Annotated in this window: 13 protein-coding genes; 7 read left to right on the top strand and 6 right to left on the bottom strand. The window is 74.1% G+C overall.

Annotation, left to right across the window (positions count from 1 at the left end; genetic code table 11):
• Positions 1-11: 11 nt before the first annotated feature.
• The 5 genes from ETAA1_RS29915 to ETAA1_RS29895 all read right to left on the bottom strand — a co-directional run bounded on the left by ETAA1_RS29915 (position 12) and on the right by ETAA1_RS29895 (position 1,681).
• Positions 12-218, bottom strand: coding sequence for a hypothetical protein (locus tag ETAA1_RS29915; RefSeq protein WP_145244269.1), 207 nt, complete (start codon positions 216-218; stop codon positions 12-14).
• Positions 215-661, bottom strand: a complete 447-nt coding sequence (locus ETAA1_RS29910) for a DUF6932 family protein (protein WP_145244268.1) — start codon at positions 659-661, stop codon at positions 215-217. Before ETAA1_RS29910 ends, ETAA1_RS29915 begins: the two co-directional genes overlap by 4 nt.
• Before the next feature lie 108 nt (positions 662-769).
• Positions 770-1,207, bottom strand: a complete 438-nt coding sequence (locus ETAA1_RS29905) for a Clp protease N-terminal domain-containing protein (RefSeq protein ID WP_145244267.1) — start codon at positions 1,205-1,207, stop codon at positions 770-772.
• A gap of 25 nt (positions 1,208-1,232) precedes the next feature.
• On the bottom strand, positions 1,233-1,454 hold the full coding sequence (locus tag ETAA1_RS29900; RefSeq protein WP_145244266.1) for a DUF7336 domain-containing protein: 222 nt from the start codon (positions 1,452-1,454) through the stop codon (positions 1,233-1,235).
• 14 nt (positions 1,455-1,468) lie between these two features.
• Entirely contained in the window at positions 1,469-1,681 is a 213-nt protein-coding gene (locus ETAA1_RS29895; RefSeq protein ID WP_145244265.1) for a hypothetical protein, read from the bottom strand.
• A gap of 133 nt (positions 1,682-1,814) precedes the next feature.
• Between ETAA1_RS29895 and ETAA1_RS29890 the strand changes: the two genes are divergently transcribed.
• From ETAA1_RS29890 to holA, 6 genes are all read left to right on the top strand, one after another.
• A complete protein-coding gene (locus ETAA1_RS29890) occupies positions 1,815-3,896 on the top strand; it encodes a catalase (RefSeq protein WP_145244264.1) in 2,082 nt (693 codons plus the stop codon).
• A gap of 24 nt (positions 3,897-3,920) precedes the next feature.
• The gene (locus ETAA1_RS29885) at positions 3,921-4,424 is read left to right on the top strand and encodes a hypothetical protein (RefSeq protein ID WP_145244263.1); all 504 of its coding nucleotides are present in this window, start codon (positions 3,921-3,923) and stop codon (positions 4,422-4,424) included.
• A gap of 29 nt (positions 4,425-4,453) precedes the next feature.
• The gene (locus ETAA1_RS29880) at positions 4,454-5,818 is read left to right on the top strand and encodes a right-handed parallel beta-helix repeat-containing protein (RefSeq protein WP_145244262.1); all 1,365 of its coding nucleotides are present in this window, start codon (positions 4,454-4,456) and stop codon (positions 5,816-5,818) included.
• Between the two features lie 82 nt (positions 5,819-5,900).
• Positions 5,901-7,052: an alpha/beta hydrolase gene (locus ETAA1_RS29875; protein ID WP_145244261.1), complete on the top strand. Its 1,152-nt coding sequence runs from the start codon at positions 5,901-5,903 to the stop codon at positions 7,050-7,052.
• Positions 7,053-7,377: 325 nt separating this feature from the next.
• The gene (locus ETAA1_RS29870; RefSeq protein WP_145244260.1) at positions 7,378-12,255 is read left to right on the top strand and encodes a sigma-70 family RNA polymerase sigma factor; all 4,878 of its coding nucleotides are present in this window, start codon (positions 7,378-7,380) and stop codon (positions 12,253-12,255) included.
• 12 nt (positions 12,256-12,267) lie between these two features.
• Positions 12,268-13,275, top strand: a complete 1,008-nt coding sequence (gene holA / locus ETAA1_RS29865; RefSeq protein WP_145244259.1) for a DNA polymerase III subunit delta — start codon at positions 12,268-12,270, stop codon at positions 13,273-13,275.
• Between the two features lie 270 nt (positions 13,276-13,545).
• Here holA and galE read toward each other — a convergent pair whose 3' ends face one another.
• The gene (gene galE, locus ETAA1_RS29860) at positions 13,546-14,532 is read right to left on the bottom strand and encodes a UDP-glucose 4-epimerase GalE (protein WP_145244258.1); all 987 of its coding nucleotides are present in this window, start codon (positions 14,530-14,532) and stop codon (positions 13,546-13,548) included.
• A gap of 172 nt (positions 14,533-14,704) precedes the next feature.
• Between galE and ETAA1_RS29855 the strand changes: the two genes are divergently transcribed.
• Positions 14,705-17,797 (top strand): YCF48-related protein, encoded by a 3,093-nt coding sequence (locus ETAA1_RS29855; protein ID WP_145244257.1) that lies wholly within the window; start codon positions 14,705-14,707, stop codon positions 17,795-17,797.
• Positions 17,798-17,825: the final 28 nt, after the last annotated feature.

Here is a 17,825-nt window from a genome sequence, read left to right as displayed (position 1 = left end):
GGGGGTGAGGGTCAGGCGACGCCGGCGAGTTCGGACGGGTGGAGGCTGAGGAACTCGCGGACCTCGCGCTGCATCCGGTCGATTTCGGCCAGGAACCCGGCCGCGGCCGCGCGGTAGTTGGCCGGGTTCGCCACCGTCCTCCGCAGGTGGGCGACCTGCTGCTGGAGCCGGGTAATCCGGTCCTGGGTGACGGTGAGTTCGCGGTCGTCGGCGATCATGACTGCTCCGGGACGATTTCCAGGATACCGCGCAGGCGGCCATCGCGGCGGGTCTGCCAGTACTCGATCATGGCCTGCTCGCCGCCGAACGCCCCGGACCGCGTGGCCCAAAACACGCTCGCACCGAGCCGGGCGTCGGCCTCGGCGTGGTCGAACACCGCGGCCACGTCGTCGGCCGTGGCGGTCACGTCGAAGCCGTCGTCCATGAGCAGCACGACGTCCACGTCCCGCGGGTCGGGCTTGGCGGTCACGAACGACCCGAACACGACGAACCGGGCCAGGCGGCCGGTGGAGGCGGCGAGGCCGTGAATCCTGGCGAGCCGGCCGGCGACCACCTGCCGCTGTGCCGACCCGCGGCCGAAGCGGGCAAGGGCGTCGGCGAGCGTCACCAGGTACACGCCCGGAGGCAGGTCGCCGTCCGCGTTGAACGCCGGTAGTCCCATACTCAGCGGCCCGATCGGTCGCGCGTACCCCCGGTGCCGCTGGTGGCGAGGAAGTCGCGGCGGGCCTGGAGCGCGGCGGGGTGCATGGGCGGGGTCGGGGGTTGGTGGTCAGTCGGTGTCCGGCCACCCGACTTCGCGGAGCACGTCCGCCCGGAGTTCCTCGGGGTCGACCCCCAGGGCCCGTAACACGTCCGCGGCGACCGAGTCCTCGACGGCGAGCAGGGCGATCATCAGGTGCGTCGGGCCGACGAAGTTCTGTTCCCGCATCCGCGCCTCCCACACCGCCCGCTCGACGACCTGCTTGGCCAGGGGGCTGTGCGGCAGCCGGCCGGCCGGCGCCTCGGACGGCCCCGGGGCGGTGAGGCGACGGACCTGGGTGCGGAGCGTCCCGACGTACACCCCACGTTCCGCCAGGGCCCGCGCGGCGGGCTCGTCCGGGGCGGCCGTCAGGCCCAGGAGCATGTGCTCGGTGCCGATCACCGCGTGCCCCAGCGCCACCGCCTCGGCGTGGGCCAGCCGCATCACGTCCGATGCCGGGTTTGACATCACCGCTTCTCACCGGATCTTGGCGTCACCCGCCGACGGTCGCGTAACCCTCGGCCCACTGGTCCTGGTCCAGCCGGTACTCGTCGATGTGGAACCCGGCCGCCGCGTCCACGAACCCGGGCCGGCGGGACATCCGGTCCACCGCCGCCGCCGCCGCCGCACGCGACGAATACACGCCGATCAACTTCACGTCCTCGGAGCCGTCGTCCCGCTCGTGGACGTGCTGGAGGATGAACACGCTCGCCATCGTCGGCCCTCCCGTCACTCGAACGCCCGGTCGCCCCACTTCTTGATCTTGCTGAACTCGCTCCCCGGCCCCGTCGGGTAGTTGCCCGCCCCGTACTTGTCGTCGAGCAACCGCTTGGCAAAGTCGCGCCCGGTTTCGGTGGCGAGCGGCCGGGTTCCCTCCGCCCAACTGGGGATGTCGTCGGCCGCGTCCTTGCCGCTCAGGCCGGGCTTCTTCTTCTTGTGCATCGGGCGAACTCGGTCGCGGCACGCCGGGCACTTACCGAACCCATGATACCGCGCCGGTTACCGGTACGCGAGCGGTGCGCGGTTTGCATCGGTCCGCCCCACGACGAGCCTCCCCCCTGTCAGGACGCACCCCATGCCCCCGCCGAACGACCCCGCCCCGCCCCGCAACCCCGGCGCCGGCGGCGAGACGCACCAGCAGGCCGGCGGCACCGTCCCGCCGCTCACCACCCAGCAGGGCGTCCCCGTCGCCGACGACCAGAACACCCTCCGCGCCGGGCCGCGCGGGCCGGCGCTCCTGGAAGACTTCCACTTCCGCGAGAAGCTCTTCCACTTCGACCACGAGCGCATCCCCGAGCGCGTCGTCCACGCCCGCGGGTTCGGCGCCCACGGGTTCTTCGAGAGCAACGGCGAGCTCGAAGGCGTCAGCCGCGCCGCCGTGTTCAAGAAGGGCGCGAAGACGCCGACGTTCGTGCGCTTCTCGACCGTCGCCGGGAACAAGGGCTCCGCCGACCTGGCCCGCGACGTGCGCGGGTTCGCCACCAAGTTTTACACGACAGAAGGGAACTGGGACCTCGTCGGCAACAACATGCCGGTGTTCTTCATCCAGGACGCGATGAAGTTCCCCGACATGGTCCACGCCTTCAAGGACGAGCCCGACAGCGGCTTCCCCCAGGCCGCGACCGCGCACGACAACGCCTGGGACTTCATCAGTCTCACGCCCGAGTCGATGCACATGGTCATGTGGGTCATGTCCGACCGGGCCATCCCGCGGTCCTTCCGGTTCATGGAAGGGTTCGGCGTCCACACCTTCCGCCTCGTGGACGCCCAGGGGAAGAGCACGTTCGTGAAGTTCCACTGGAAGCCGAAGCTGGGGATGCAGTCGGTGGTGTGGAACGAGGCGGTGAAGATCAACGGCGCCGACCCCGACTTCCACCGCCGCGACCTGTGGGACGCCATCGGCGCCGGCCAGTTCCCCGAGTGGGAGCTCGGCGTGCAGCTGTTCGACGACGCCTTCGCCCGCAAGTTCGAGTTCGACATCCTCGACCCCACCAAGCTCATCCCCGAGGAACAGGTGCCGGTGAAGGTCGTCGGCCGGATGGTGCTCGACCGGCGCGTGGACAACTTCTTCGCGGAGACGGAGCAGGTGGCGTTCTGCACGCAGAACGTCGTCCCCGGCATCGACTTCAGCGACGACCCGCTGTTGCAGGGGCGGAACTTCTCGTACCTGGACACGCAGCTGAAGCGGCTCGGCGGGCCGAACTTCACGCACATCCCGATCAACGCCCCGAAGTGCCCGGTGATGAACTTCCAGCAGGACGGGCACATGGCGATGCGGAACCCGAAGGGCCGCGCCAACTACGAGCCGAACTCGTGGGGCGACCAGGGCGGCCCGCGCGAGACGCCGGCCGGCTTCAAGACGGTGCCGGTGCCGTTCCCCGCCGACGCCGCGAAGGTGCGGCAGCGGCCCGAGACGTTCAGCGACCACTACAGCCAGGCGCGGCAGTTCTACGTCAGCCAGACGCCGGTGGAGCAGACCCACATCGCCGACGCGCTGGTGTTCGAGCTCAGCAAGGTGCAGACGGTGGCGATCCGCGCCCGCATGGTGTCGCACCTGCTGAACATCGACGCCGGCCTCGCCGACAAGGTGGCGAAGGGGCTGCGGCTGGAGCCGGTGCCGGCGGCGATGCCGGCCGCGAAGCCGACCCGGCAGGACCTGCCGCCGTCGCCGAAGCTGAGCATCCTGAAGAACCCGCCGGCGTCGTTCGCCGGCCGCAAGGTCGGGGCGCTCGTGACCGACGGCGTGGACGCGGGCGTGCTGGCGGCGCTGCGGAAGGCGCTGGAGGCCGAGGGGGCGATGCTGGCGCTGGTGGCGCCGCAGGTCGGCGGCGTCACCGACTCGGCGGGCACCCGCCACCCGGCCGACGAGAAGATCGACGGCGGCCCGTCGGTGCTGTTCGACGCGGTGGCGGTGCTCGTGTCACCGGCCGGGGCGGAGGCGCTGGCCAAGCTGCCGCCGGCGCGCGACTTCGTGGCTGACGCGGCGGCGCATTACAAGTTCGTCGGCTACTCCGCGGCCGCGGCGCCGCTGTTCGAGAAGGCCGGCGTGCCGCTGGACGAGGGCTTTGTCCGCCTCGACGACGCCGGCGCGGCCGCGGGGTTCGTGACGACGTGTCGGAAGCTGCGGTTCTGGGACCGCGGCGCGGCGAAGAAATAATTCCGACCCCTCCTGGAGGCGCACATGCTCCGCGACCGCCGGTCCGTCCTGGCCGCCCTCGGGCTGGCCGTCCCGTTCGGCATCCCCGCCCGCGCCGCCGCCACCGGCCCGGCGCCGGGGTTGCGCTTCCGCTCGTTCGAGGACGCCGTCCGCGAGGCGTTCGCGTCCGCCGCCGCGGCCGGGGGGTCGTGGCGGCGCGTGGAGGTCGGCCACTCGGACGAGGTGCGCGCCGGGGTGCAGGGGTGCCACAACGACCGCCCGTTCGCCGGCTTCCCCGCCGGTCACCTGCGAATCGTCCGCAGCGGGTGCGAGCCCGGCCCGGTCGTGCGCGGCGTGCGGCTGTACGTGGCGACGGTGGACGTGGAACTCGCCGTCGGCCCCGGCGGGCGGCCGCTCGACTTCGCTTCCATTCCGCCCGCGCCCGTGTTCGCCGAGCCGGCTGTCGTGGGGCCGGTTCCCACCCGGCCGGGTGGCGGGCAGGTGGGAACCGGCCCCACGACAGCGGCCACCGCCCCCCGCGGCGCCTAGACCACCCGGCACCCGCCAGGAGGTCCGCCATGCGCCGCCTGCTTCTCGCCGCCGCCTTCGCCGCCGGCTGCGCCCAACCCGCGCCCCGCCCCGCCACCGGCAACGTCCGCGACCACGGCGCGAAGGGCGACGGCACCGCCGACGACACCGCCGCCCTGCAAGACGCCGTCGACCGCGCCGCCGGCGCCGTGGTGCTGCCGCCCGGCACGTACCGCATCACCCGCCCCGTCGTCGTCGACCTCGACAAGACCGGCCCCGCGTCCATCTCGGGGAACGGCCCGGCGCGCGTCGTGATGGCCGGCCCCGGGCCGGCGTTCAAGTTCGTCGGCACCCACGCCGGCACCGCGGCCCCGGCCAGCGTCAAGGACAACGTCTGGGACAAGCAGCGGATGCCCTGCCTCGACGGCGTCGAGGTCGTCGGCGACCACGCCGCGGCCGTCGGCGTCGAGGCGACCGGCACCCACATGCTGACGATCCGCCGCGTGCTGGTCCGCAAGTGCCTCCACGGCATCCACCTCACCGGCCGCAACCGCAACTTCGCCATGTCCGACAGCCACGTCTACCACAACCGCGGCGTCGGCGTGTTCTTCGACCGCGTCAACCTCCACCAGGCGAACGTGAGCGGCAGCCACGTCAGCTACAACGGCGGCGGCGGAATCGTGGTGAAGGCCGGCGAGGTGCGGAACCTGCAAGTCACCGGCTGCGACATCGAGGCGAACCACGACAAGGACGGCCCGCCGACGGCGAACGTGCTGATCGACAGCACCGGCGGGTCGAACGCGGAGGTGGCGGTCACCGGCTGCACGATCCAGCACACGCGGGCCGCGCCGGGCTCGGCGAACGTCCGCGTCGTGGGGCCGAGCAACCCCGACAAGGGGACCAACGAGACGCGCGACGGGCACGTTACCATAACGGGGAACGTGCTCAGCGACGTGAAGGTGAACGTCCACCTGGCGCACGCCCGCGGCGTCGTGGTCACGGGGAACACGTTCTGGACGGGGGTCGAGTACAACCTGCTGGTCGAGCACAGCACGGGCGTGGTGGTGGGGCCGAACGCGATGGACCGCAACCCGCGCTACCACCGCGAGGAGGACGGGGCCGCGAACGCCGTGCGGTTCCGCGACTGCGCCGACTGCACGGTGACCGGCCTGTTCGTGAAGGGCACGCGCACGGCGCCCGCCGGCGTGGCGCTGGTGACGTGCGACCGGATGCACCTGTCCGGGCTGACGGTGCTGGACTGCGACGGCGGCGGGCTGCTGCTGGACGGGCTGACGCGGAGCCGGGTGACCGGGTGCGTGGTCCGCGACGACCGGCCGGGGGCCGGCCCGGCGGTCCGGGTGGTCGGCGGCAGCGGGAACGTGGTGGCCGACAACACGGTGGCCCCGGCGCCGTGATTCCGCCGCTCGCGGCGGTGCGAATTGCTTCCCCGTGCGGCCCGGAGTATGATCCCGTAACCCCCTCCCCCGAGGACACGACATGCGCCGCCTGTGGTCCCTCCCGCTCCTGGCCGCCGCGCTCGTCGCGCTGAGTTTCGACGCCACGCCGGTGGAGGCGCAGGCCGCCAAGCCGACCGAGGAGGCGTTCACCACGGCCGACGGGGTGCGGCTGAAGGGGCTGTTCCACAAGAGCCCGAACGGGCCCAAGCAGGGGAACGCGGTCGTCATGCTCCTGTACCCGCCGGGGGCGGAGCGGACGATGCTCAAGGGCGACTGGGACGGCCTCGTGGACGCCCTGAACACCGAGGGCTTCCACGTCTTCCGGTTCGACTGGCGGGGCCACGGCGGCAGCACCGACATCGTGGACCCGGTCGGCGACAACATGCCGATCGGCGGGGTGCTGTACAACGGGTTCTTCTCCAACGGCATCACCGGCGGGTGGAACGTGAGGTACGTCAAGGGTGGGGCGCTCGCCAAGAAGCCGAACGAGCTGCGGGTGAAGGGCGGCATCACCCTGCCGGCGTACCTGCCGGTGTTCGTGAACGACCTGGCCGCCGCCCGCCTCCACCTCGACCAGAAGAACGACAACGGCGAGGTGAACACCAGCTCGCTGTACATCGTCGGGGCGGGCGAGACGGCGTCGCTGGGGATGATGTGGCTGGCGTCGGAGTGGCAGCGGCCGGGCGTGGCCCCGCTCCTCGGCGGCGGCCTCCAGTACAAGGCGACCCCCACCCCCGGCATCGTGGTGGACCCGCCGGCCGGGGCCGACATCGCCGGCGCCGTGTGGCTGAGCGGCAGCCGGCCGCCCGTCTTCCCGCAGACGACCGTGCAGTGGTGGGCCAAGTCGTCGGTCAAGCTCCGCGACAACAACAAGATGCTGTTCCTGTACGGCGGCACCGACGCGGCCGCGAAGAAGGACGCCGACTTCTTCTTCGACCAGGTGCTGGTGGCCGACGGCCGCAAGGGCGCGGCCGGCGTCGCGGCGGTCGAGCAGACGTTCAAGGCCGACCTGGGGAAGACGAACCTGAACGGCGTGGCCCTGCTCGGCAAGGACAAGGACCTGAAGACCGAGACGAAGATCCTGGAGTACCTGAAGGCCCGGCAGAAGGACCGCGTGGACATGATCCGCAAGAGCCGGAACTACGTCACCCCGTACTACGTGAACGTGAACCACTACCTGAGCCCGCGCTAGACGCGGCCCGGGTTCGGAACCCCGACGGGGCGACGGCCAGTAGGCCGGGGCGCACGCGCATCGTTCGGAGCCCCGAAGGGGCGACAGCCAATAGCCCAGGGTGTCAACCCTGGGCAGCCTGCGGCGGGGTTCGTGGGGCCACGCACCCGTGACACCGCCCACGCTGCCCAGGGTTGACACCCTGGGCTATTGGCTGTCGCCCCTTCGGGGCTTCGAACGACGCGCTTGCCGCCCCCCAATTCCCGCAACACCCCGCCGGCCGGCGGGCATATCCTGGCGACGGGCGGGGGCGGTCCCCGCCCCACCCCCGTCCGGGGACTCTGCCATGACCCCCGCCACCGCCCGCGGCCTCGTCCGCCGCGTCGAGCCCCACCCCGACCCGTCGGCCGACGCCGACCTCGTGGGCCGGTTCGCCCGCACCGCCGACCCGGCCGCGTTCGCCGCGCTCGTGCGCCGGCACGGGCCGATGGTGCTGGCCGCCTGCCGCCGCATGTTGCCCACCCCCGCCGACGCCGACGACGCCTTCCAGGCCGTGTTCCTGGTGCTGCTGCGGAAGGCGGGGGCGGTGCGGCCGGCGGGGGCCGTCGGCGGGTGGCTCCACGGCGTGGCGGTGCGGACGGCCCAGAAGGCCCGGGTGGCCGCCGCCCGCCGGCGGAGGCGCGAGATGACACGCGTGCTGACGAGCCCCGAGGAGTCGTCCCTGTCCCCCGCCGAGCACGCCGAACTGCGGGCCGTGCTGGACGAGGAGCTGGCGAAGCTGCCCGAGCCGCAGCGGGCAGCACTGGTGCTGTGCGACCTGGCCGGCAAGACGCGCGCGGAGGCCGCCGCCGACCTGGGCTGCCCCGAAGGCACCGTCGCGGCGCGGGTCCACCGCGCCCGCAAGGCGCTGGCCGAGCGGCTGACGCGCCGCGGCGTGACGGCGCCGGCGGTGGTCGCGGCCGCGGCGGTGCCGGCGGAGCTGGCCGCGGCCGTGGCCCGCTTCGCCGACGGCGGGCCGATCCCCGCGGCGGTGCGGTCGCTGGCCGACGGCGTGGTGCGGGGCATGGCGGCGCACCCGCTGTCGCTGGCGGTGGCGGCGCTGGCGGCGGCGGCGATCGCCGCCGGGGCGCTGTGGGCGGCGGGGCCGGCGCCGGCGGAAGCGGTCGCGGCCGCCGACCCCGTACCGGCCGCGGCGCGGCCCGTCGTCGATCTGTCGTTCAACGCCGACGGCACGCGCTACGTGGTGCTGGCCGGCGGCGCGGCGGCGGTGAAGGACGCGGCGACGGACCAGACGCTGTGGACCGCCCCCGCCGAGGCCGTCCGCTTCACCCGCACCCCGGCCGGCCGCGACGACCTGACCACGCTGACGGCCGACGGCGTCGTACAGCGCGGCGGCGCAGACGGCACGCCGCACGGCCGCACGGCGCCGCGGCCGAAGACGGCCACCCCGTGGCGCGCCGTCCGCTTCTCGGCCGACGCCGCGCGGTACGCGGTCCACACCGGCGCCGGCGTCCGCGTGTACGAGACGACGACCGGCGCCGAGGCGGTGGAGCCGGCGGAGCAGCACGGGCCGGGCGACCGCCCCGCCGCGGCGCACGCGGCCGACGTGCTGTTCTCCCCCGACGGCAAGGCGCTGGTCGGGCTGGGGGTGATGATCGAGCCGGGGAACGTCGGCCTCGCCGAGTGGGCGATGGAGAACGGCCACCGCCGCCGCGCCACCGGCGGCGACCCGCGCCCCACGGCCGCGGCGTATTCGCCCGATTCCGACATGATCGCGGAGGGCTTCGCGGACCGCATCGTGCTGCTGTCGAACAAGGCGACGGAGGCACCGGAACCCGAGGGCGGGCGGGAGCGCACGCGACTGCGGCCGCACAAGCAGTTGCCGCCGGCGGCGCCGGTGACGGCGCTGGCCTTCAGCCCGGACGGGAAGGTGGTGGCGGCCGGCGTCCGCGGCGGGGCCGGCAAGCTGGCCGCGGCGGTGCAGTTGCTCGACGCGGCGACCGGTAAGGAGCTGCGCCGCTTCGGCGGGTTCGCGGCCGACGCCGCGGTGACGGCGCTGGCCTTCAGCCCGGACAGCCGGACGCTGCTGGCCGGCACCGCCGGCGGCGAGGTGAAGCGCTTCGCCGTGGCCGACCCGCCGCCGGCGTCGAGCCACGTCTCGGCGCTGCAGTTCGCCCCGGACGGCAAAACGTACCTCGTGGTCGCAAGCGAAAAGGCGCGGGTGAAGGACGCCGCCACCGACCGCATCCTGTGGGACGCCCCCGCCGAGGCCGCGCGCTTCACCGCCGACGGCACCGCGGTGGTGACGATGGGGAAGGACGTGGAGCGCCGCTCGGCCGCGACCGGCGAGGTGCAGACGGCGGCGCGGCGGCCGAAGACCGAACTCGGCTGGCACGCCGTCGCGTTCAGCCCGGAGGGCGCCCGGTACGCCGCCCACTTCGGGTTCGAGGCCCGCGTCTACGACCGCGACCCCGCCGCCGAGCCGTTCCGACTGGAGCGGTCGTTCGGGCCGCCCGGCGGTGCCCTCATCGGGGTCCACGGGCGGGACGTGCGCTACTCCCCGGACGGCAAGTTGCTCGCCGCCGTCGGCGTGATGCTGACGCCGACCGACATGGGCACGGCGGTGTGGGACGCCGAGACCGGCAAACGGCTGCTCGCGTACCCGCCGCCGGGGAACCTCGGCGAGTGGCAGGGGGCCACGGCCGCGGCCTTCAGCGCCGACGGCAAGCGGTTCGCGGTCGCGCTGGAGAAGCGCGTTCACGTGTTCGACGTGCCCGGGTTCAAACACCAACTCCGGCTCGACGACACGCCCGGCAGCGGGCCGGTCACGGCGCTGGCGTTCGCGCCCGACGGCAAGAGCCTCGCCGTCGGCTACCGCCTGCCGTTGCTCCACGGCGGTGAAGTGAAGCCGTCGGTCGTCGGCCACAAGACCGAGGTGCAGCTGATCGAGCTGGCGACGAGGAAGGAGCTGCGCCGGTTCGACGGCTTCGGGGGCGTCAACCACATGGGGCCGACGGTGCTGCCGGTGACGGCGCTGGCGTTCAGCCCCGACGGCAAGACGCTCCTGGCCGGCACCGGTCTGTCACACTTGTCCACACCGCCGGCCGGGCCGATTCCTCCCGGCGAGGTGAAGCGGTTCATCCTGGCCGACGAGCCGCCGGCGAAGGGGGCCGCGGCCCCGGTGTGGCGCGAGACGGGGAAGCTGCCGCGGTTTGAGGACCGCGTGCAGTCGGTGACGTTCAGCGCCGACGGCAAGCAGCTGGCCGTCGGCGGTCGCGGCGGCGCGGCACAGCACACCGTTACCATGTGGGACGCCGCGACGCGCCGGCAACTGTGGGCCGGCGGCCCCGTCCCGGCCGGCACCACCGGCGTGAGCTTCAGCCCGGACGGCAAGCTGCTCGCCGCCACCTGCGACACGACGACCGGCCTCTACGACGCACGGACGGGCCAACCGGTGCCGATGAACCCGCCGCTGCCGGGCGGCAAGGCGGCGGCGTTCAGCCACGCCGCGGAGCGCGTCGCGGGGCAGGCGCGGCGCAAGCTGGCGGTCACCGACGGGCGCATGGTGGCCGTGCTGGACTGGGCCGAGGGCGTGCCGGTGTCGAGCGCCACGTTCGGCCCGCTGAAGGACGGCCCGAAGGTCGAGGGCGAACTGCCGGCCGGCGTGGCGTTCGCGCCGAGCGGGCGGCAGCTCGTGTTCATCCCCAACCACAAGGTCGATCCGGCGTTCTTCGCCGGGAAGGCCGCGGCGGCGGGGCCGGCGACGCACTGGGTCGCACACGTGTGGGGCGGCGGCAGCGGCGAGGCGATGTACCCCCTGCCGCACGGCACCGCCCCGGTCACCGCGGTCGCGTGGTCGCCGGACGGCAAGACGATCGCCAGCGGCTGCCGGCTGGGCGACGTGGTCGTGTGGGACGCGAAGACGTTCCAGGAGCTGCGCCGCACCCGGCTCGGCGGCCGCAGCGGCGAGGGAATCATCCGCGCGCTCGCCTTCGCCCCCGACGGCCAGACGCTCGCCGCCGCCGTCAGCTTCGACGCGGGGAAGAACGCCGAGCGCGTGGTGATGCTCGACCCCGCCACCGGCGAGCGCCGCGGCAACGACCTGCAAGGCTTCGGCAGCTTCACCCCGGTGGCGCTGGCGTTCGCGCCGGACGGCCGGCCGCTCGCCGTGGGGCTCGCCGACTTCCTCCCGCAAATCCAGCTGCCGCCCGGCGGCGAGGACCGGCCGCTCGGCTCGGTCGTGCTGTTCACCACCGACCCGGAGCCGAAGGAGCCGCCGGCCGCGCCGGCGGCCGACGACGTGAGCTTCGCCCCGGACGGCCGCACGTACCTGTTCGTTCACGGCGGCACCGTGCAGCTGGCGGACGCGGCCACCGACCGCGTGCGGTGGGACGCCCCCGCCGACGCCGCCCGCTTCACCCCGGACGGCAAGACGGTGCTGACCGTCGGCGACGGCCTGATCCGCCGCGACGCCGCCACCGGCAAGGTGCTGACGGGCTTGCCGCGGCCGAAGCACAGCCACCCCGTTCGCGCCGCGGCGTTCAGCCCGGACGGCAAGCGGTACGCCGTCCACCACGGCACGTTCGCGCAGGTGCTCGACGGGGCCTCCGGCTTCGAGCTGGAGCGGCTCGGCCCCGACCCGATCTTGCCGCAACGCATCCTGCCGGCGGGGGCCGTCGCCCGGGTGGCGTGGTCGGCCGACGGCAAGCGGCTGGCGGTCGTCGGGCTGCCGGCGCGCGCCGACGGCAAGGTCGGCGTGCTGCTGTGGGACGCGGCGCGGCCGCTCTCCGTCGAGCTCGACGGCTTCCCCGCGGCCGAGGCCCGCGCCGCGGCCTTCTCCCCGGACGGCAAGACGCTCGCGGTCGCCACGCAGCACGACGTTTACCTGTGGGCCGACGGGGCGAAGGCGCCGCGGCGCGAGGCGCTGCTCGGCGACCTGGGCGCGGTCGGTTTCCTGCCGGACGGCCGCGTCCTCGTCGCCGGCGAGGGCCGCTACGCCGACGGGAAGTCCGACCCGCCGGTGTACGAGCGCCGGCTGTTCGCCCACGTAATCGACCGGAAGCAGGCGTTCGGCGGCATCTCGGCGATCGACATGACGACCGTCCGTCCGGCCGGCGCCCCGCCGGTGACAGCGCTCGCCGTGAGCCCCGACGGGCGCTCGGTGCTGGTCGCCGCCGGCGGCGGCGTGACGCGGCTGACGTTCGCGGAGCCGCCGGGCCGATAAGATACCCGCCGCATGGACGCCCTCCCGTTCCTCGCCGCCGTCGCCAAGTCGAAGCGCCAGCCCGTCTACGTCCTCGCCGGTGACGAGGACTTTCTCAAGCGCCGCTGCCGCGACGCCATCATTCACGCGGCCCTCGGCGACGCCGACGCCGCGTTCGCCGTCGGCACCTACGCCGGCGACAAGCTCGACTTCTCCACCGTCCGCAACGAGCTGGACACGCTGCCGTTCCTCAGCCCGTGCCGCGTCGTCGTGGTGGACGCGGCCGACACGTTCGTCACCGCCCACCGGCCGGCGCTGGAGCGCTACGCCGCCGCGCCGTCCGCGGCCGGGGTGCTGGTCCTCGACGTGAAGGCGTTCCCCGAGAACACGAAGCTGGCGAAGGCGCTGCCGGACGCGGCGAAGGTTCACTGCAAGGCGCCGCCGGCGTACAAGCTCGGCGCCTGGGTGCAGGAGTGGGCGCGCGCCGGCCACGGCAAGAAGCTCAGCCCCGACGCCGCGGCCCTGCTCATCGACCTCGCCGGCAACACGATGGGGCAGCTCGACCAGGAGCTCGAAAAGCTCGCCGTCGCGGCCGGCGCCAAAAGCACGATCGAGGCCGCGGACGTTCACCGCCTCGTCGGCCGCAGCCAGGGCGCGGACGTGTTCCGCATCCTCGACGCCATCGGCGAAGGCAAGCCCGCCGCGGCGCTGACGATCCTCGAACGCCTGTTCGCGGAGGGGGTGGCGCCGATGGGCGTGCTGGCGCCGATGATGGCGCAGCTGCGGAAGCTCGCCGCGGTGGGCCGGCTGACCGCCGACGGGCAGGCGCTCGGCCCGGCGATGGACGCGGCGAAGGTGCCGGCGTGGCCGCAGGCGCGTGAGAGCTTCCAGCGACAGGTCCGCTGGCTCGGCCGGCGCCGGTTGGACGCGCTCAGCGGCTGGCTCGTCGAGATCGACCGCGACCTGAAGGGCGGCAGCCCGCTGCCGGAGAAGGTGCAGGTGGAGCGGCTGGTGGTGCGGCTCGCCCGCCCGCGGACGTAGGGGCGAGGGTCATTGTGTGCCGCCGACCCCCCCGGGGGGTCGAGGCACGCAATGAGTCAGTGACACGAAAGTATGTTGGAGTGTCGCGACCGGGTTTCGTAGGTCGGGTTGAGTCTGCGAGGCCCGACGCGGGGCGCCGGACGCGAACGGCGCAGGGTTAGAAGCAAACCCCGGTCAGGGATCGGTTTCCGCCATTTCCACATTCGCCGCTGGCTCCCCGCGTCGGGCCTCGCAAAGCCTCGACCCGACCTACGAAGTCCGAGGCCCGCGTCAGTCGGCGTACCCCGCGGGGTGCGTGCGGTGCCAGTTCCACGCCGTCTCCACGATCGGCCGCAACTCCGCGTACCTCGGCGCCCAGCCCAGCTCGCGCCGAATCAGCGCCGCGTCCGCCACCAGCTCCGCCGGGTCGCCGGCGCGGCGCGGCGCTTCCACCACCGGCACGCGCAACCCCGTCACCTCCTCCACCGTGCGAATCACCTCGCGCACGCTGTACCCGCGGCCGGTGCCGACGTTGTACCGCAGCGCCGCCCCCGGCTTCAGCGCCCCCAGCGCCAGGACGTGCGCCTCGGCCAGGTCGTCCACGTGGATGTAGTCGCGGACGCAGGTGCCGTCGGGCGTCGGGTAGTCGGTGCCGAACACGCTGATGTGCGGCCGGCGGCCGGTCGCGGCGTCGATCACCAGCGGGATGAGGTGCGTCTCGGGGTCGTGGTCCTCGCCGATGGTGCCGTCCGGGCTGGCGCCGGCGGCGTTGAAGTAGCGCAGGGCGCAGAACCCGAACGGGTACGCGCCGGCGTAGTCGGCGAGGGCGCGCTCGAACGCCAGCTTCGTGTTCCCGTAGGGGTTGATCGGCGACTGCTTCTCGGCCTCCGTGATCGGCACGCGGTCGGGGGTGCCGTAGGTGGCGCAGGTGCTGGAGAAGACGAACTTCGTGACGCCGTGGCGGCGGCAGGCGTCGAGCAGCGATAGCGAGCCGACGAGGTTGTTGGCGTAGTACTTCGCCGGGTCCGTGACCGACTCGCCGACGTAGGCGAACGCCGCGAAGTGGACGACCGCCTCGGGCCGCTTCTCCGCGAACAAGTGGTCGAGGCCCGCGGCGTCGCCGATGTCGCCGACGACGAGGCGGCCGGCGGGGACGGCGGCGCGGTGGCCGTAGACGAGGCTGTCGAGGACGGTCACGTCGTGGCCGTCGGCGAGCAGCCGGCGGACGGTGTGGCTGCCGATGTACCCGGCGCCGCCGGTGACCAGGATGCGTGGCATGGGATCGCTCCGGCTTGGGGCCTCGCCGCTTGCGGCGTAGCGCTGCGGCGCTACGCCGCAAGCGGCGAGGCCCTATACCTTACCCTCCGCGAAACTGCTCTAGCACTTCCCGCCGGGTTTGCCTATTCCCCCGGGTCGAACGTCGTCCACGCCCGCCCCCGGGGGTTCCCGCATGACACGCCGGCTCCTTGCCCTCCTCGCCCTGTTCGCCCTCGCCCCCGCAGCCCACGCACAGCCGCCCGTCGCGTTCGCCGACGCGGCCGTCCGCGCCGTGCAGTTCGTGGACAAGGACGAAGGCTGGGCGGTCGGCGACGACGGCGTCGTCTGGCACTCCATCGACGGCGGCGCCCACTGGGAGCGGCAGAAGACCGGCAGCCGCGCCAGCCTCCGCGGCGTCCACTTCCAGAACCCGTACACCGGCTGGGCCGTCGGCCGGCTCGACGCCCCGAACGGCGTCTCGGCCGGCGTCATGCTCAAGACCGCCGACGGCGGCCTGACGTGGGAGGAGGTCGGCGTCAACGTGCTGCCGGGCCTCCACGCCGTCCGCTTCTTCGACGACAAGAACGGCTTCGTCTGCGGCGACGGCTCGGACGCCTTCCCCACCGGCATGTTCCACACCGCCGACGGCGGCAAGACGTGGCGCCCCGTCAGCGGCGCACGGTCCCCCGGCTGGCGCGCCGCCGACTTCGACGCGCAGGGCACCGGCGTCGTGGCCGGCGTGTGGTCGCGGCTGGCGGTCGTCCGCGGCGGCGCGCTCGCCGACGCCGACCTCGACCCGCTCGGCGGCCGCGCCGTTCACGCGATCAAGAACACGCCCTTCCGCTGGGTCGCGGCCGGCGACGGCGGGCTCGTGATGACCAGCGACGACGGCCGCCGCTGGGGCGCGGTGAACCTCGGCGTGCCGGCGGCCGTGGCGATGTCGTGCGACTTCCGCGCCGTGGCCGCGAGCGGCACGCACGTGTGGGTCGCCGGCCGGCCCGGCAGCGTCGTGTTCCACTCGCCCGACGGCGGCAAGACGTGGGAGACGCAGAAGACGAACCTGACCACGCCCGTGCTCGGCATGCACTTCCTCGACGCGACCACCGGCTGGGCCGTCGGCGAGCTCGGCACCATCGCCCGCACCACCGACGGCGGCCGCACGTGGACCGCGAGCCGCACCGGCGGCGGCCGCGCCGCGGTGCTGTTCCTGAACGCCCACGGCCGCGGCGCCCCGCTCGACCTGGCGGCGCTCGTCGGCGCCGCCGACGGCTACCTCTGCGCCGCGGTCAACGTGATGAGCGCCGACCCGGCGACCGCCCACCCGCGGGCCGGGGCCGACGCGGCGCGGTTCGCGCAGGCGGTGCGGCTGGCCGGCGGCGCCGCGGCGGAAACGGCGTGGGCCTTCCCGCTGCCGGGCCACGCCGCCGGGCTCCCGCCGCGCGAGCTGCTCGCCACCTGGGACCGCCTCCACGACGGCAAGGCGAACGAGCAGCTGCTGCGGCAGGCGGTGCTCGCCGTGCGGATGTGGCAGCCCGAGGTGGTCGTCACCGACCCGGCCGCGGCCGACGCCGGCGCCGCCGAGGTGCTGGTGCTGCACGCGGCCCGCGAGGCCTTCCGCCAGGCCGCCGACCCCGCGTGCTTCCCCGAACAAATCACGGCACTCGGCCTGCACCCGTGGGCGCCGAAGAAGCTGTACGCCCTCGCCGGCAGCGACCCCGCCGCGGCGGTGAAGTACGACCTGACGGAGTTCGTGCGCGAGCTCGGCGAGTCGGCCCGGGACGCCGCCGAGCCCGCGGCGCGCGTGCTCGGTGTCAACCCGGTGTCACAGCGAAGCCTGAAGCTGATCGCCCACCGGCAGGACGGCGCCGAGGCGCATTCGAAGCTGACCGACGGCTTTGGCCTGGCCCGCGGCGGCGTCGCCCGCCGCGCCGAGAGCGGGGCGAAGTTCGACCCCGTGGCCACCGAGGAGCGGAAGGCCGCGGCGCAGAAGCGGCGGCACCTCGAAGGGCTGGCGTTCGCCGACAACCTGGACCTGGCCGGCGCCGACCGCGCCCTCGGGGCGCTCGGCGCCGAGCTGCCGAAGCTGCCCGACGACATCGCCGCGCGGACGGCGCACGCCGTCGCCACGCGGTTCGCGCAGACGGGCAAGTGGGCCGAGGCGCGGGAGGTGTTCGCGCTGCTGTCGATGAAGTACCCCGGCCACCCGCTCGCCGTGGACGGCTACCGCTGGCTCCTCCGCTACCACGCCGGCACGGAGACGCGGCGGCGCGTCGAGGTGCAGCAGAAGCTCGCCTTCGGCCGCGTCTCGTTCGACCCGCTCGGCGGCGGCAAGGTCGTGCAGGCCGGCGCCACCGGCGGCTCCAAGACGATCGTCGAGGAGGACGTGTACCGGCTGCACGACCCGGCGATGATCGTGAAGTGGCACCAGGCGTGCCTCGACATGGAGCCGAAGCTGACGGCGTTCGGCCCGCTGTACAGCCGCGACCCGGCGGCGTGGCTGGCGCTGCTGGCGGCGCGGCGGCACGTCGGCAAGCACGCCGAGGCCGACGCCTTCCTCCGCGAGTACTTCAAGGGCTCCGACGCCGCGACGATGCCGCCGGGCCAGGACCACTGGCGCGACTGCCTCGCCGCTGAGCTGTGGCTCGCCGACCGCACGCTCGTGCCGACGCCGCCGAAGCCGGTCGCCGGCAGCGCGTTCACCGAGACGCGCCCGCTGCTCGACGGCAAGCTCGACGACCCGTGCTGGCAGGCCGCGAAGGTGCTGCCGCTGACCGCGACCTCGGCGAGCAACCGCCCCGACGACGCGGCCGCGTTCGCCGCCGGCTACAAGACCGAGGCGAAGTTCGCGCACGACGGCCAGTACCTGTACGTGGCCGTGAGCTGCGCCCACCCGGCGGGGAAGGCCGTGGCCGCGGTGGCGAAGCGCGACCGCGACGCCGACATGACCGGCCGCGACCGCGTGGACATCACCCTGGACCTCGACCGCGACTACCAGACGTACTACCGCTTCCAGGTGGACCAGCGCGGCTGCCTGGCCGAGGACTGCTGGGGCGACCGGACGTGGAACCCCAAGTACTTCGTGGCGTTCGTGCCGGGCGAGGCCGGGTGGACGTGCGAGTTCGCCATCCCGCTGGCGGAGCTGACCGGGGACCGGCTCGGCGGCCGGGCGTGGGCGGTGAACGTGTCGCGGGTGGTGCCGGGCGCCGGCGTGCAGACGTGGAGCGGCCCGGCGGACGCCGAGCCGCGGCCCGAGGGGCTGGGCCTGCTGCGGTTCGAGGGGCGGTAGCCGTCCGCCGCTCGCGGCGTAGCGAGCC

It is taken from the genome of Urbifossiella limnaea, assembly GCF_007747215.1.
GTDB classification, from domain to species: domain Bacteria; phylum Planctomycetota; class Planctomycetia; order Gemmatales; family Gemmataceae; genus Urbifossiella; species Urbifossiella limnaea.
Note: the sequence above shows the minus strand (reverse complement) of the source record. Positions and strands in the feature narration are given on the sequence as shown.

Excerpts from the sequence above, each read along its gene's own strand:
- ETAA1_RS29905 (WP_145244267.1), bottom strand. The coding sequence starts at position 1,207 with ATGTCAAACCCGGCATCGGACGTGATGCGGCTGGCCCACGCCGAGGCG.
- ETAA1_RS29885 (WP_145244263.1), top strand. The coding sequence starts at position 3,921 with ATGCTCCGCGACCGCCGGTCCGTCCTGGCCGCCCTCGGGCTGGCCGTC.
- ETAA1_RS29900 (WP_145244266.1), bottom strand. The coding sequence starts at position 1,454 with ATGGCGAGCGTGTTCATCCTCCAGCACGTCCACGAGCGGGACGACGGC.
- ETAA1_RS29870 (WP_145244260.1), top strand. The coding sequence starts at position 7,378 with ATGACCCCCGCCACCGCCCGCGGCCTCGTCCGCCGCGTCGAGCCCCAC.
- ETAA1_RS29910 (WP_145244268.1), bottom strand. The coding sequence starts at position 661 with ATGGGACTACCGGCGTTCAACGCGGACGGCGACCTGCCTCCGGGCGTG.
- ETAA1_RS29915 (WP_145244269.1), bottom strand. The coding sequence starts at position 218 with ATGATCGCCGACGACCGCGAACTCACCGTCACCCAGGACCGGATTACC.
- ETAA1_RS29875 (WP_145244261.1), top strand. The coding sequence starts at position 5,901 with ATGCGCCGCCTGTGGTCCCTCCCGCTCCTGGCCGCCGCGCTCGTCGCG.
- ETAA1_RS29855 (WP_145244257.1), top strand. The coding sequence starts at position 14,705 with ATGACACGCCGGCTCCTTGCCCTCCTCGCCCTGTTCGCCCTCGCCCCC.
- galE (WP_145244258.1), bottom strand. The coding sequence starts at position 14,532 with ATGCCACGCATCCTGGTCACCGGCGGCGCCGGGTACATCGGCAGCCAC.
- ETAA1_RS29880 (WP_145244262.1), top strand. The coding sequence starts at position 4,454 with ATGCGCCGCCTGCTTCTCGCCGCCGCCTTCGCCGCCGGCTGCGCCCAA.
- ETAA1_RS29890 (WP_145244264.1), top strand. The coding sequence starts at position 1,815 with ATGCCCCCGCCGAACGACCCCGCCCCGCCCCGCAACCCCGGCGCCGGC.
- ETAA1_RS29895 (WP_145244265.1), bottom strand. The coding sequence starts at position 1,681 with ATGCACAAGAAGAAGAAGCCCGGCCTGAGCGGCAAGGACGCGGCCGAC.
- holA (WP_145244259.1), top strand. The coding sequence starts at position 12,268 with ATGGACGCCCTCCCGTTCCTCGCCGCCGTCGCCAAGTCGAAGCGCCAG.